Annotated in this window: 10 protein-coding genes and 1 pseudogene; 6 read left to right on the top strand and 5 right to left on the bottom strand. The window is 72.8% G+C overall.

What is annotated here, in order from left to right:
• Nucleotides 1-57: 57 nt before the first annotated feature.
• Nucleotides 58-1,752: pseudogene (locus IIE03_RS16180) on the bottom strand (DEDD exonuclease domain-containing protein); the annotation flags it as partial.
• A gap of 148 nt (nucleotides 1,753-1,900) precedes the next feature.
• Nucleotides 1,901-3,724 carry an AMP-dependent synthetase/ligase gene (locus tag IIE03_RS16185; protein ID WP_192863791.1) on the bottom strand — a complete coding sequence of 608 codons (1,824 nt, stop codon included), beginning with the start codon at nucleotides 3,722-3,724 and terminating at the stop codon, nucleotides 1,901-1,903.
• 253 nt (nucleotides 3,725-3,977) lie between these two features.
• On the opposite strand from IIE03_RS16185, the gene IIE03_RS16190 reads away from it, so the two are divergent.
• The gene (locus IIE03_RS16190) at nucleotides 3,978-4,922 is read left to right on the top strand and encodes an ROK family glucokinase (RefSeq protein ID WP_192863792.1); all 945 of its coding nucleotides are present in this window, start codon (nucleotides 3,978-3,980) and stop codon (nucleotides 4,920-4,922) included.
• Nucleotides 4,923-4,993: 71 nt separating this feature from the next.
• Here the strand turns inward: IIE03_RS16190 and IIE03_RS16195 are convergent, their stop codons facing one another.
• Complete coding sequence (locus IIE03_RS16195) at nucleotides 4,994-5,728, bottom strand: hypothetical protein (RefSeq protein ID WP_192863793.1); 735 nt, start codon at nucleotides 5,726-5,728, stop codon at nucleotides 4,994-4,996.
• A 67-nt stretch (nucleotides 5,729-5,795) separates the two neighbouring features.
• On the opposite strand from IIE03_RS16195, the gene IIE03_RS16200 reads away from it, so the two are divergent.
• The 4 genes from IIE03_RS16200 (at nucleotide 5,796) to lgt (ending at nucleotide 10,406) form a co-directional block, all read left to right on the top strand.
• Complete coding sequence (locus IIE03_RS16200) at nucleotides 5,796-6,530, top strand: lysophospholipid acyltransferase family protein (protein WP_225997875.1); 735 nt, start codon at nucleotides 5,796-5,798, stop codon at nucleotides 6,528-6,530.
• Nucleotides 6,531-6,671: 141 nt separating this feature from the next.
• Nucleotides 6,672-7,895, top strand: coding sequence for a pyrophosphate--fructose-6-phosphate 1-phosphotransferase (locus IIE03_RS16205; RefSeq protein ID WP_192863794.1), 1,224 nt, complete (start codon nucleotides 6,672-6,674; stop codon nucleotides 7,893-7,895).
• Between the two features lie 28 nt (nucleotides 7,896-7,923).
• The gene (locus IIE03_RS16210; protein WP_192863795.1) at nucleotides 7,924-9,273 is read left to right on the top strand and encodes a class II 3-deoxy-7-phosphoheptulonate synthase; all 1,350 of its coding nucleotides are present in this window, start codon (nucleotides 7,924-7,926) and stop codon (nucleotides 9,271-9,273) included.
• A gap of 83 nt (nucleotides 9,274-9,356) precedes the next feature.
• Complete coding sequence (gene lgt / locus IIE03_RS16215; RefSeq protein ID WP_192863796.1) at nucleotides 9,357-10,406, top strand: prolipoprotein diacylglyceryl transferase; 1,050 nt, start codon at nucleotides 9,357-9,359, stop codon at nucleotides 10,404-10,406.
• Nucleotides 10,407-10,444: 38 nt separating this feature from the next.
• Here lgt and IIE03_RS16220 read toward each other — a convergent pair whose 3' ends face one another.
• Nucleotides 10,445-11,704, bottom strand: coding sequence for a protein kinase domain-containing protein (locus tag IIE03_RS16220; protein WP_318843024.1), 1,260 nt, complete (start codon nucleotides 11,702-11,704; stop codon nucleotides 10,445-10,447).
• Between the two features lie 118 nt (nucleotides 11,705-11,822).
• Here IIE03_RS16220 and IIE03_RS16225 point away from each other — a divergent pair, with 118 nt between their 5' ends.
• Nucleotides 11,823-12,194 (top strand): Rv2175c family DNA-binding protein, encoded by a 372-nt coding sequence (locus IIE03_RS16225; RefSeq protein ID WP_192863798.1) that lies wholly within the window; start codon nucleotides 11,823-11,825, stop codon nucleotides 12,192-12,194.
• A 106-nt stretch (nucleotides 12,195-12,300) separates the two neighbouring features.
• Here IIE03_RS16225 and IIE03_RS16230 read toward each other — a convergent pair whose 3' ends face one another.
• Nucleotides 12,301-13,443 carry a polyprenyl synthetase family protein gene (locus tag IIE03_RS16230; RefSeq protein ID WP_318843025.1) on the bottom strand — a complete coding sequence of 381 codons (1,143 nt, stop codon included), beginning with the start codon at nucleotides 13,441-13,443 and terminating at the stop codon, nucleotides 12,301-12,303.
• Nucleotides 13,444-13,516 lie beyond the last annotated feature (73 nt).

A 13,516-nucleotide genomic window follows, 5' to 3' on the forward strand; every position in this document is an offset into this window, starting at 1 on the left:
ATCGGAGGCCGCGACCTCCTCGCGCACCCGGTCCGCCGCCCACGCGAGATCCGCGTGGGCGGCGGCGCCGCGCACGGGGCAGGTCAGTTCGCCGTCGACGACGACGAGCCGCACGCCGGGCTGGTCGAGCCAGCCCAGGATCAGGTCGGCCTCCTCCGGGTGGCTCGCCGGCGACGGCGCGACCGGTGCCGCGACGGATTCCGCCGTCGCCCGGACGGCGGACACCACCTCCAGCGGGTCCTGCCCACGCGTGCTGACGGCGGTGCCGGCCAGTCGGCCGTGCCGTACGACCACCACCTCCCAGCCGCCGGGCTCGCCCGGTGCCCCGGCCACGCCCGCGGGTCGGGCGGCGACCAGCTCCGCGCAGCGGGCGAGCGGATCCAGGCGCTGGGCGCGCTGCGCGCCGTGCACGAAGGTCCGCAGGCGCCGTGTCACCTCACCGGCCTCCTCGAAGCGCTCCTGGGCGGCCAGGCGGGCGATGCGGGCCGACAGTGCCTGCACGACGGGCGACGGGTCGCCGTCGAGGACGCGGCGGGCGGCGGCGGACACGTCGTCGTACGCCACGTCGGGGCCGTCGCTCGCGACGCACGGCGCCGAGCAGCGCCCCATGCCGGCCAGCGCGCACGGGCTGCCCGGCACGCGCGGGACGCGCGCGATCCGCGCGGTGCACTGGCGCAGCGGCAGGGCGTCGTGCAGGGCCGCCACCGCCTCCTTGGCGGCGCGCGATCCGCCGAACGGCCCGATGTGGGCCAGGCCCGACGTCGTGTCCCGGACCACGGAGAGGCGCGGGTACGGCTCGTCCGTGAGCCGTACCCAGACGGCGCGCTCCGGATGCTTGGAGCGGCGGTTGTACCGCGGCTCGTGCTCGGCGATCAGGCGTAGCTCGCGGACCTGTGCCTCGAGCGGCGTCGCGCACACCACCGGCGTGACGCGCTCCGCGATCCGTACCATCTCCGTGACCCGGCGCCGCTTCTCCGCGGCGGTGAAGTACGACCGCACCCGCTTGTGGATGTTCGTGCTGGTCCCCACGTACAGGACCTCGTCACCGGGCCCCCGGAACAGGTAGACGCCCGGTGCCTCGGGCAGGTCGTCGGCCAGGTGGCGCTTGGCTCGCACCTCCGGCGGGACCGGGTCGGCGGCGGTGCGCAGATCCTCCAGGTGGGTGACGCCCATCGCTCCGAGACGGTCGAAGAGCGCGTGCAGCACGTCGACCGTGGCGCGCGCGTCCGACAGCGCGCGGTGGTCCGGCGCCACCTCCGCGCGGAAGAGACGCGCGAGCGTGGCGAGCTTGTGGTTGGGCGCCTCGTCCCGCGTGACCACCTTGCGGGCGAGCGGCACCGTGTCCACCACCGGGAAGCCCGGCCACGGGTAGTCCAGCCGCTCGCACGCGGCCTTGAGGAAGCCGACGTCGAACGGCGCGTTGTGCGCCACGAGCACCGCACCGTGCGCGAACTCCAGGAAGCTGGGCAGCACCTTCTCGATGTCCGGCGCCGTGGCCACCATCGCGTTCGTGATCCCCGTCAGCCGGGCCACGAACGCGGGCACCGGCTGCCCCGGATTGACCAGCGACTGGAACTCGCCCAGCTTCTCGCCGCCGCGTACCTTCACGGCCCCGATCTCCGTGATCCCGCCCTCGCTCGCCCGGGTCCCGGTGGTCTCGAGGTCGACCACGACGAACGTGACGTCCCGCAGGGGCGTCCCCAGCTCCTCGAACGTCGCCTGGTAGCCAGTGGTGCTCACGGGCCCGAACACTAGTACGGGTCACCGACATCGCCGGCGCGCCGCGGCCGGCCGGTCCTTCCTCGGGTGATCGGCAGCACGAACCGCCGACCGCTCGACGGCCGACCGATCAGGGGCCGGTCGGTCGCGCGATGACCGACCGGCCGGCCCGACGGGGCGGTCAGATCAGGTGGAGCGAGTCCTTGTTCTTGTCCGCGTACAGGCGCTCCACCTCGGCGTCGAAGTCCTTGAGGACCACCGCGCGGCGTACCGACTGCTTCGGCGTGAGGTAGCCGTTCTCGATCGTCAGGTCACCCGGGATGACCGTGTACTTGCGGATCGACTCCGCCTTCGACACGGCCTCGTTCGCCCGCTGCACCGCCTGGTCCAGGGCGGCCAGCACGTCCGGGTCGGTGCGCGCCTCGTCGGCGCTCATCGCCGGCTTGCCGTGCATCTTCAGCCAGCCCGGCAGCCCCTCGGCGTCGAGCGTGACCATGGCGCCGATGAACGGCTTGTTGTCGCCGACCACGACGCACTGGCTGACCAGGGCGTGCGCGCGGATGCGGTCCTCCAGCACCGACGGCGCCACGTTCTTGCCGCCCGCCGTGACGATGATCTCCTTCTTGCGGCCCGTGATGGTGAGGAAGCCGCGGTCGTCGATCTCGCCGAGGTCGCCGGTGCGGAACCAGCCGTCGGCGGTGAACGCCTCCGCGGTGGCCTCGGGGTTGTTGTGGTAGGCCGCGAAGACACCGTGGCCCTTGAGCAGGACCTCCTTGTCGTCGGCGATCGCCATGCTGCAGCCCGGCAGCGCCAGCCCGACCGACCCGACCTTCTGGGCGGCCGGCTTGTTCACGCTGATGGGCGCGGTGGACTCGGTGAGGCCGTAGCCCTCGAGGATGTTGACGCCGAGGCCGCGGTAGAAGTGCCCTAGGCGCTCACCCAGCGGGCCGCCGCCGGAGACGGCGTACCTCGCCTGCCCGCCGAGCCGCGTCCGCAGCTTCGAGAACACGAGCGTGTCGGCGATCTTGTGCTGGATCCGCAGGCCGAGGCCCGGGCCCGACGGCGTGTCGAGCGCCCGCGAATAGGCGATGCCCGTGCGCGCCGCCCAGTGGAAGATCTTCACCTTGCCGCCGGCGGCCGCGGTCTGCTCGGCGGTGTTGTACACCTTCTCGAACACGCGGGGGACCGCGAGGATGAAGGTCGGCCTGAAGCTGCCGAACTGGTCGACGAGCGTCGTCGTGTCGCCCCAGTGGCCCGTGGTCGTCCCGGCGGCGACGGCGAGCACGTGGATGAACCGCGCGAACACGTGGGCCATCGGGATGAACAGGAGGGTGCGGCCGCCGTCGGCGAACACCTCCGGGTTGTCCTTGACGGCGTTGACCGCGAGCGACGCGAAGTTGCGATGGCTCAGTTCGACGCCCTTCGGGCGTCCCGTCGTGCCCGAGGTGTAGATGATGGTGGCGAGGTCGTCCAGGCCCGCGATCGCGCGGCGGCGCTCGATCTCGGCGTCCTCGACACCGGCGCCGTCGGCCACGAGGGTGTCGATCGCCCCGTCGGCGATCACGAGGATCTCGCGCAGGTCGCCGAGGGAGTCGTGCACCTCGCTCACGGTCTCGGCGTGCGCCGCCGTCTCGGCGACCACGATCGTGACCTTCGAGTCACTGCAGATCCACTCGACCTGCTCGGCGCTCGAGGTCTCGTAGATCGGCACCGTGACGGCGCCGGCGGCCCAGATCGCGAAGTCCAGCAGCGCCCACTCGTACCGGGTGGCCGACATGATGGCGACGCTGTCGCCGGGCTGGACGCCGCGGGCGACGAGACCCTTCGCGACGGCGACCACCTGGGCGTCGAACTCGCTCGCGGTGACGGGGGTCCAGCCGCCCGCGTTGTCGGGCCGCTCCATCAGGGGCTTGGCCGGATCGGCGGTGACCCGGTCGGTGAGCACCTGGTTGGTGTTGTAGGTGGGGGGCAGCTCGACGAGCTGCGGTGCGTGGACCTCGTTCATGCTGACTCCAGTGGCAGTAAAGATCGTGGCTGCCAAGATACCGCTGATCGACGCGCGGAGATACACCGAGTCTCAGGTAGTTATGAGATCGCGTCTCAACCGTTGGCATCCTGGCCGCGGCCACCACGCGGACAGGGTGCCTCGGGGCCGTGAGGGGCGGATACCCTGGTGGTCCGCGCCCGTGCGTCGGCCCTCGCGGCCGGGGCCACGGGCGCTCGTCACGAGGATCCCCCGAACAGTGAAGGACGACGTCATGCACGCCATCGGAGTCGACATCGGCGGCACGAAGATTGCCGTGGGCGTGGTCGACGAGGACGGGCGGATCCTCGCCCAGGTGCGGCGCGAGACGGCGGCCGACGACGTGGCCGACATCGACCGTGCCATCGCCGACGCCGTGACCGAGCTGACCAAGGAGCACGAGGTCGGCGCGATCGGGCTGGCCGCGGCGGGCTTCGTGAGCCCCGACCGCCAGGGCGTGAACTTCGCGCCGAACATCGCCTGGCGCGAGTACCCGCTCGCCGAGAAAGTGGGCGCGCTGATCGACTCCGACCTGCCGATCGTCGTCGAGAACGACGCCAACGCCGCGGGCTGGGCCGAGTTCCGGTTCGGCGCGGGCCGGGCGGCCACCGACATGATCATGCTGACCGTCGGCACCGGCCTGGGCGGCGCCGTGATCGTGGGCGGCGAGCTGGTGCGTGGCAAGTGGGGCGCCGCCGCCGAGGTGGGGCACATGCGGGTCGTGCCCGAGGGGCACTACTGCGGCTGCGGGCACGAGGGCTGCTGGGAGCAGTACGCCTCGGGCTCCGCGCTCGTCCGCGACGCGCAGCACGCCGCCGTGGCCTACCCCGATCGCGCGGCGCGGCTGCTGGAGCTGGCCGGCGGGTCCCCGGAGGAGATCCGCGGGCCGCAGGTCACCCGGGCGGCGAAGGAGGGTGACGAGCTGGCGATCGAGCTGCTCGCGACGCTGGGCCGGTGGATCGGCGAGGGTGCGGCGTCCGTGGCCGCGCTGCTCGACCCGGAGATCTTCGTGATCGGCGGCGGCGTCGGTGCGGCCGGTGAACTGCTGCTCGGCCCTGTGCGGCGCGGCTACGAGGCCCAGCTCTCGGCGCTCGGTCACCGGCCCGTGGCGCAGATCGAACTCGCCCGGCACGGCAACGAGGCGGGCATCGTCGGCGCGGCGGACCTGGCGCGGCGCTGAACTCGCCCGCGCTGTGCGAGGAGGCGCGGGCGGTCCGGCTCGGCGCCGGTTGAGGTCCGGCCCGGTCCGGGTCAGACGACGGCGCCCGGGTCGTCGTCCTCCGGGTCCCGGCGGTGCGGCATCCGCCACAGCAGCACACCGAGGCCGGCGACGAACAGCCCGAGCGCAACCTGTCCCACCAGGGGCGGGATGCTGAGCGCCGGAACGGCGGCCACGGCGATGACGCTCAGCAGCGCGAGCACCGGGATGCCCGCCACGGCGATCCACGCCATCGTGAGCAGCGGATCCTTGTCGCTCAGCAGCGGCTCGGGCTCGGGCGGGGTGAAGTGGGTCTCGGCCTCCTCCAGCGCCTCCACCTCGGGTGTCGCGGGCCAGTCGCGCGGGCCGGACGGGCGCCAGGTGCCCGGGGGCAACGACCGCCCGTCGGGGAGCTCGCCCTGCGCGCCGAACGGCCGGTCGTCGTCCGGCGGCCGGGGGACGGCCGCCGAGTCGTCACCACCGGTGGGGCCGGGCGTGCCGCGCACGTCGTCCCCGTCGCGCAGGCCGTCGGCACGACGAAGCCCCACGGCCGGGTCGGAACCGTCCGGCTGCGGCGGACGCACGGGCGGTCCCGCCGCGCCCGCGCCGAGGTCGCCGAGCGAGGCCACGAGGTCGGCGAAGCGCGCGTCGACGGTCTCGTCGGGCAGCTCGTCGGGGTCCGGCGCGTGGTCGTTGGTTTCCCCGCCGGCGTCTTCGCTACGGTCTGCGGGAGGTGTCGGCTCGTCGGGCAGGTCGTCGTCGCGGTCGTCCGTGTTCGAAGCGGCCATGGGGCACACTCTAATTTGGATGTCGGGCCGGAACGGACTCCGCCACGACGCCGTGCGAGGAGGACTCTTGTTCTACTGGGTGATGAAGCACGTCCTGGTCGGCCCGCTGCTGCGGTTGGCATACCGTCCGTGGGTCGAGGGCAGGAAGAACGTGCCTCGCCGGGGCGCGGCGATCCTGGCCGGCAACCACCTGGCCGTGATCGACTCGTTCATCCTCCCGCTGATGCTGCCGCGACAGGTCAAGTTCCTCGGCAAGTCGGACTACTTCACGGGCCGTGGCGTCAAGGGCAGGATCACCGCCTGGTTCATGACGGGGATCGGCACGATCCCGATCGACCGCTCCGGAGGAGCCGCGAGCGAGGCCGCGATCCGCACCGGGCTCCGCGTCCTGGCCGAGGGCGACCTGCTCGGGATCTACCCGGAGGGCACGCGCAGTCCCGACGGGCGGCTGTACAAGGCGAAGACCGGGGTGGCGCGGATGGCGCTGGAGTCCGGCGTGCCCGTGATCCCGGTCGTGATGGTGGGCACCGACGAGGCCCAGCCCGTGGGGCGCGCCGTGCCGAAGTTCATGCCGCTCGGCGCGCGCATCGGCGAGCCGCTCGACTTCTCCCACCTGTCCCACAAGGCTACGGACCACGCGACGCTGCGCCGGGTGGCGGACGAGATCATGGAGGCGATCCTCGCGCTGTCCGACCAGGAGTACGTCGACGTGTACGCGGCGACGGAGAAGGCGAGCACGGCGGCCGGCCGGGCGCCGACGCCGGCGACGCGGTACCTGCCGACGCGGCGCCCGCCGCGGTGACCACCGGCGGCGTTGATCGACCTGTGGACAAGGGCAGGGCTCGCACCGGGGTGCGTCAGTAGGATGGCGAGGACAGGGCAGGCGCCGCCGGGCAGGCGCGCCGGCCCGCCGGAACTCCCCAACCCGAGAGGTGCATCTGCGATGGCTGTTCGTCGCGTGGCTCTGCTGACCGCCGGGGGCTTCGCCCCCTGCCTGTCGTCCGCGGTCGGTGGACTGATCGAGCGCTACACCGAGCTCGACCCCACGATCGAGATCATCGCCTACCAGCACGGCTACCACGGCCTGCTGACGGGTACCAAGGTCGTCGTCGACGACGAGGCCCGGAAGAAGGCGGGCGTGCTGCACCGCTTCGGCGGGTCGCCGATCGGCAACTCGCGCGTGAAGCTGACGAACGTCGAGGACTGCGTGAAGCGCGGGCTGGTGCAGGAGGGGCAGAACCCGCTGCACGTCGCCGCCGAGCGGCTGAAGGCGGACGGTGTGGACGTGCTGCACACCATCGGCGGCGACGACACGAACACGACGGCCGCTGACCTGGCCGCGTACCTGCACGAGAACGGCTACGACCTGACGGTGGTGGGCCTGCCCAAGACCATCGACAACGACGTGGTGCCGATCCGGCAGTCCCTGGGCGCGTGGACCGCCGCCGAGGAGGGCGCGAGGTTCGCGGCGAACATCATCGGCGAGAACCGCGTGGGCCCGCGCATGCTCATCATCCACGAGGTCATGGGCCGGCACTGCGGCTGGCTCACGGCCGCCACGGCGGCGGAGTACCGCAAGTGGCTCGACGCCCAGGAGTGGGTGCCGAGCCTCGGGCTGAGCCGCGAGCGCTGGGACGTCCACGCCGTGTTCCTGCCGGAGCTGGAGATCGACATCGACGCCGAGGCCGAGCGCCTGCGCACTATCATGGACGAGCAGGGCAACGTCAACATCTTCCTGTCGGAGGGCGCGGGCCTGAACGAGATCGTCGCGCAGCTCGAGGCCGCCGGCGAGGAGGTGCAACGCGACCCGTTCGGGCACGTGAAGCTCGACTTCGTGAACCCGGGCCAGTGGTTCGCCAAGCAGTTCGCCGAGAAGCTGGGCGCCGAGAAGGTGCTGGTGCAGAAGTCGGGCTACTACTCGCGCGCCGCGGCCGCGAACGCCGAGGACCTGCGTCTGATCAAGTCGATGACCGACCTGGCCGTCGAGTGCGCCCTGCGCTCCGAGTCGGGCGTGATCGGGCACGACGAGACCGACGGTGACCGGCTCAAGGCCATCCCGTTCCCGCGGATCCAGGGCGGCAAGGCGTTCGACACGTCGGCGCCGTGGTTCGGCGAGATGCTCGCCGAACTCGGCCAGCCGCTGGTGCCCGCCGCGGCGGCGCACTGACCACCGCCGGCCCGGATTCAGGAGCGGTATGAGCACCGTCGCCGACGACGCCCTGGCCGCAGGGCTCGATCACTTCCGCACGCTCGAGGCGCGCCAGCAGCCCGTCTGGCCCGATCCGGAAGCGCTGGCGGCGGTGACGACGCGCCTGGAGCACGCCGCGCCGCTGGCGGCTCCGGGCGACGCCGACACGCTGCGGGAACGCCTCGCCGCCGCCGGCCGGGGCGAGGCGTTCCTGCTCCAGGGCGGGGACTGCGCCGAGTCGTTCGCGGACGCGCACGCGGACCGGATCCGCAACAAGGTGCGGACCATCCTGCAGATGGCCGTGATCCTCACGCACTCCGCGTCGACCCCCGTGGTGAAGATGGGGCGGATGGCGGGGCAGTACGCCAAGCCCCGGTCGAGCGACGAGGAGACGCGCGACGGCATCACGCTGCCCGCCTACCGCGGGGACATGGTCAACGGGCACGCGTTCACCAAGGAGTCCCGGGTCCCGGACCCGGAGCGACTGGAGCAGGCGTACCGGATCTCGTCGGCGACGGCGAACGTGGTCCGCGCGTTCACCACGGGCGGCTTCGCCGATCTGCGCCAGGTGCACGAGTGGAACCGCGGCTTCATGTCGAACCCGGCCTACGCGCGCTACGAGCGGACGGCGGACGAGATCGACCGCGCGATCCGGTTCATGGACGCGTGCGGCGCGGACTTCGACGCGCTGCGCTCGGTCGAGTTCTTCCTCAGCCACGAGGCGCTCGTCCTGGACTACGAGCGGGCCCTGACCCGCCACGACCAGCGCACCGGCCGTGCGTACGACACGAGCGCGCACTTCCTGTGGATCGGGGAGCGCACGCGGCAGCTCCACGGCGCGCACGTGGACTTCCTGTCGCGGGTGGCGAACCCGATCGGGGTGAAACTCGGTCCCACGACGACGCCGAAGGACGCGCTCGCGCTGGCCGAGCGGCTGAATCCCGACGACGAGCCCGGGCGGCTCACGTTCATCACGCGGATGGGCGCCGCCAGGATCCGCGACGTGCTGCCGGCGCTGGTCGAGGCGGTCACCTGGGCGGGTGTGAAGGTCACCTGGGTGACGGACCCGATGCACGGGAACACGATCACGTCGGACTCGGGGTACAAGACGCGCCGGCTGTCCGACGTGCTCGACGAGGTCGCGGGGTTCTTCGAGGTGCACCAGGCGCTGGGCACGGTTCCCGGCGGGCTGCACGTGGAGCTCACGGGGGACGACGTCACCGAGGTGCTCGGCGGTGCGGAGAAGATCTCGGACGCGGGCCTGGCGCTGCGTTACGAGACGCTCGTGGACCCGCGGCTCAACCACCAGCAGTCCCTGGAACTCGCGTTCCAGGTGGCGGAGATGATCAGGCAGTAGTCTGCGCCACGGCGTCGCGGGTATCGTCCGCATCGCAGGTGCCAGCACCCGCACGCCAGCTTCGACGAGAGAGGCAGTGATCCGTGCACTACGCGATCCCCAGCCCGCCCCTGGAGTGGAACGCCATCCCCCTGGGCCCGCTGACGATCCACGTCTACGCCCTGTGGTTGCTCGCGGGGATCGCCGCCGCGGCATACCTCACGCAGCGGCGCCTGACCCGGCGGGGCGCGCCGTCCGATGTCGTGCTCGACATCGTGCTCTGGGCGGTGCCGCTCGGCATCGTCGGCGCGCGCATCTACCACGTGCTCACGCACACGCAGGACTACTTCTACGCGGGCGCCGACCCCTGGGACGTCGTGCGCATCTGGGACGGCGGCAACGCCATCTTCGGGTCGCTGATCGGCGGGGCAGTCGGCGCGTGGATCGCCTGCCGCCGGGCGGGCATCCGGTTCTGGTCGTTCGCGGACGCGCTCGCGCCCGCGATGCTGGTGGCGCAGGCGATCGGGCGCGGCGGCAACTGGTGGAACCACGAGCTGTTCGGCAACCCGACCACGCTCCCGTGGGGCCTGGAGATCGACCCGGCCGCGGCCATGTTCCCCGCCGGCGCGGCGGCGGGCACGCTGTTCCACCCGCTGTTCCTGTACGAGGCGCTGTGGAACCTGGTCGGAGCCGGGCTGCTGCTGGCGCTGGACCGGCGCTACCACCTGCGCTGGGGGCGCCTCTTCGCGCTGTACATGGTCTGGTACGGGGTGGGGCGGGCGTGGCTGGAACTGCTGCGCATCGACCCGACGAGCGACACCTATCTGGGACTGCCCGCGAACTCGGCCGTGTCCATCGTGGTGGCGCTGCTCGGCATCGTGCTGTTCGTGCTCCGGGGGCGGCAGCACCCGGAGCGGGAGGAGTCGGTGTTCGTGCCGGGGCGTGAGCCGAGCGGGAACGACGAGCCCGCCGACGCGACGACCGGCGGCGCGGAGCGTGACGGCGCGACGACCGGCGGCGCGGAGACCGGTGACGCCGAGGCGGGCGGCGCGACGTCCGACCGCGCTGAGGCCCAGGCCTCCGGGTCGGATGCCGCTGGGTCCGCGGACGCCGGGTCCGAGGATGCCGACGCGCAGGCGAGATCGCGCGAGTAGGCGGCGTCGGCGCGCACGATCCCTCAGCCGCGCGACCTCTACGTGGTTCGTGCGCGGGTGAACGGTGAAGCCGGAACGTTCGTGCTCGCGCCGTCCGCCCGCGCGGCGTCGGCGGACGCGGTGGGCGACGGGCTCTGTCCTTGCCGCACCCAGTCGAACTTGCCGCCGTCGTCCACCCAGGCGATCCCGATCAGGAGCAGCAGGAGCAGGATCGCGACGGTGATCAGCGGGCCGACGCGCTCCCGGCGGCGTGGCCTGGTGATCGGGACGGCGCCGGCGTGCTGCGCACCGCTCGCCCGGCGCGGCCCGAGGGCGGGCAGCACCGTCTGGGGGATGCCCGTCGTCGCCTCCACCCGGGCCGGGACGGTGGGTTCGGTCGGCGTGGGGCGTGACGGCGCGTCCGGTGTGCCCAGGTCTCCCGGCGTGGCGTCGAGCACCTCCGCGGGCAGCGCCTTCCAGACGGCACGGAGCAGTCGTAGGGCCGCCCGGCCGTCGGCCGGGCGGCCGGCGGGGTTGCGCGCCGCGAGCGTGCGCACGAGACGCTCGACAGCCTCGCCGAGCCCTTCGACGACGGTGGACGGCGCCGGGATGTCGTTGTTCACGTGCGCGTACGCGACCTGGATCGGGGTGTCCCCGGCGAACGGCTGCTTGCCGGTGAGCATCTCGAAGGCCATGATCCCCACCGCGTACACGTCGGCCCGGACGTCGCACCGCCCGGTAGAGATGACCTCCGGGGCCATGTAGGCGACGGTGCCGAACACGGTGCCCGTGGTCGTCTGCGTCATCTCGGTGACGGCACGCGCCAGACCGAAGTCGGCGACCTTGGCGCTCTTCCCGTCCTCGCTCAGCAGGACGTTCTCCGGCTTGATGTCGCGGTGCACGACGCCGTGGTCGTGCGCGGCCGTCAGCGCGGAGAGCACCTGGTCGAGGAGCGCGAACGTACGCCGCACGGTGAGCGTCCCCTCGCGGACGAGGTGGCGCAGGTTCGTGCCCGGCACGTACTCCATGGTCAGGTAGCTGAGATCGCCGTCGCGCCCCTGGTCGTACATCGCCACGACGCCCGGGTGCGAGAGACCGGCGGCGGCGCGGGCCTCACGCTGGAAGCGGGCGACGAAGTCGGCGGCCTGGTCGCCCTTGGCGAGGTGCGGATGCATCACCTTGAGGGCGAGCTCGCGGTCCAGGAGGGTGTCGTGGGCGCGGTACACGGTAGCCATCCCTCCGCTCGCGACGCGCGCGGTGACCTGGTACCGGTCGTCGACCGTCCGCCCGACCAGGGGGTCTTGTGTCACGGGAGCCACGGGCCGACAGTGTACGGGTGCAGGGTGACGTGCGGGTATGGAATGTTCTGTCCGTGGACCGCGCGACGACGCCGCGGCTGGACTCCACGACGGCGGCACCGCCGGATAGGATCGGCCGGTGAGCACCACGACGCCTGACGGCCCGGATCTGGACGCCCTCGTCGACGAGTGGCTGACGTTGCCCGATCTCGCCGATGCCCTCGGCATCGACTTCGGACGGGCTCGCCGGCTCGTGCGGGACCGGCACGTGATCGCCGTCAAGCACGGTGACCGTTCCGTGTGGCAGGTGCCCGCCGGCTTCCTGCAGGACGGCGAGGTCATCGCCACCCTGCGCGGCACGATCGTGCTGCTCACCGACGCCGGGTTCAAGGACCCCGAGATCATCGAATGGCTCCACGAGCACGAGGACTCGCTCGGCATGACCCCGCTCGAGGCGCTGCGCCGGGGCCAGCGCGCCCAGGTACGCCGGGTGGCGCAGGCGCTCTACTGACAGGCGCCACCGACAGTCAGGCGCCACCGACAGTCAGGCGCCACCGACAGTCAGGCGCCACCGACAGTCAGGCGCCACCGACAGTCAGGCCTCGCGGTACTGCCGGTCAGGCCTCGCGGTCGACCAGGGCGCGCGCGATCGCGAACAGCATCTCGCGTCCCGGCTCGGTCAGCTCGGCCCCGTCGAGACGCTCGGTCGCCGTCCCGTACAGCTCGGTGACGAGCCGTTCGACGCCGTCCAGCGCCCCGGACTCCACGATGATCTCGCGCACGCGCCGGACGCCGTCGTCGGACAACCCGGGATCGCCGAGAGCACCGACCAGCAGCTCGCGCCCGGGCCCGGACGGCAGCCCGGCCATGGCCCGCGCGACGAGGACCGTGCGCTTGCCCTCGCGCAGGTCGTCCCCGGCGGGCTTCCCCGTCACGGCGGGGTCCCCGAACACGCCCAGCACGTCGTCGCGCAGCTGGAACGCCTCGCCGAGCGGGACTCCGGCGGTGTGCACCAGCGCGGCTCGCTCGCGACCGGCGCCGGCGAGCAGCGCACCGAGCTCCAGCGGTGAGGCGACGGAGTACCCGGCCGCCTTGGCCCGCAGGACGGCCCGCGCCCGGGACTCGTCCGCGGCGGGGTCCGTCCCCCACGGCTCGGCCTGCACGAGCACGTCGAGATACTGACCCGTCACGACCTCGGTCTGCATGCGGTCGAACGCGGCACGTACCTCCCAGGCGACGCCGGGCACCCCGGCGAGCGCGGCCGTGAGTTCCCGCTGCGCCGCGACCAGGACCAGATCACCCAGCAGGATCGCCCCCGCCTCGCCGAACCGCGCCGAGTCGCCTGACCAGCCCGAGGCGGCGTGCCGCCCAGCGAAGGAGCGGTGGGCGGTCGGGGCGCCGCGCCGGGTGTCGGAGTTGTCCATGACGTCGTCGTGCAGCAGCGCGGCGGCCTGGAAGAGCTCCAGGGCGGCGCCCGTGCGGACGACCGACTCGGCGGCGGGGCCCGACGCCGAACCCCCGTGCGCGCGGAACGACCACCAGCACAGCGCGGCCCGGAGGCGCTTGCCCCCGGACAGGAGCACGGACGCCTGATCCGTCAGTGCGGTCGCGGCACCGCCGGCCGCCCCGCTGACGCCCGCGATCTCCGCGGCCAGGGACGCCAGGTGGGCCGTGAGCGCCTCGTCCACGCGGGATCGCAGGTGCTCGACGTCGACGAGCGCGGCGGGCGTCGCGGGAACGGGGGAGGAGATGAGTACCACGACGCCAGCTTAGAGGCCGCGCGAGTGGGTAGCGTCGTCGTAGGGGGCACCCCAGCACGCGCCTCGCGGCGTT

Source organism: Myceligenerans pegani (assembly GCF_014892515.1).
GTDB classification, from domain to species: Bacteria; Actinomycetota; Actinomycetes; order Actinomycetales; family Cellulomonadaceae; genus Myceligenerans; species Myceligenerans pegani.

Excerpts from the sequence above, each read along its gene's own strand:
- IIE03_RS16185 (WP_192863791.1), bottom strand. The coding sequence starts at position 3,724 with ATGAACGAGGTCCACGCACCGCAGCTCGTCGAGCTGCCCCCCACCTAC.
- IIE03_RS16190 (WP_192863792.1), top strand. The coding sequence starts at position 3,978 with ATGCACGCCATCGGAGTCGACATCGGCGGCACGAAGATTGCCGTGGGC.
- IIE03_RS16195 (WP_192863793.1), bottom strand. The coding sequence starts at position 5,728 with ATGGCCGCTTCGAACACGGACGACCGCGACGACGACCTGCCCGACGAG.
- IIE03_RS16205 (WP_192863794.1), top strand. The coding sequence starts at position 6,672 with ATGGCTGTTCGTCGCGTGGCTCTGCTGACCGCCGGGGGCTTCGCCCCC.
- IIE03_RS16210 (WP_192863795.1), top strand. The coding sequence starts at position 7,924 with ATGAGCACCGTCGCCGACGACGCCCTGGCCGCAGGGCTCGATCACTTC.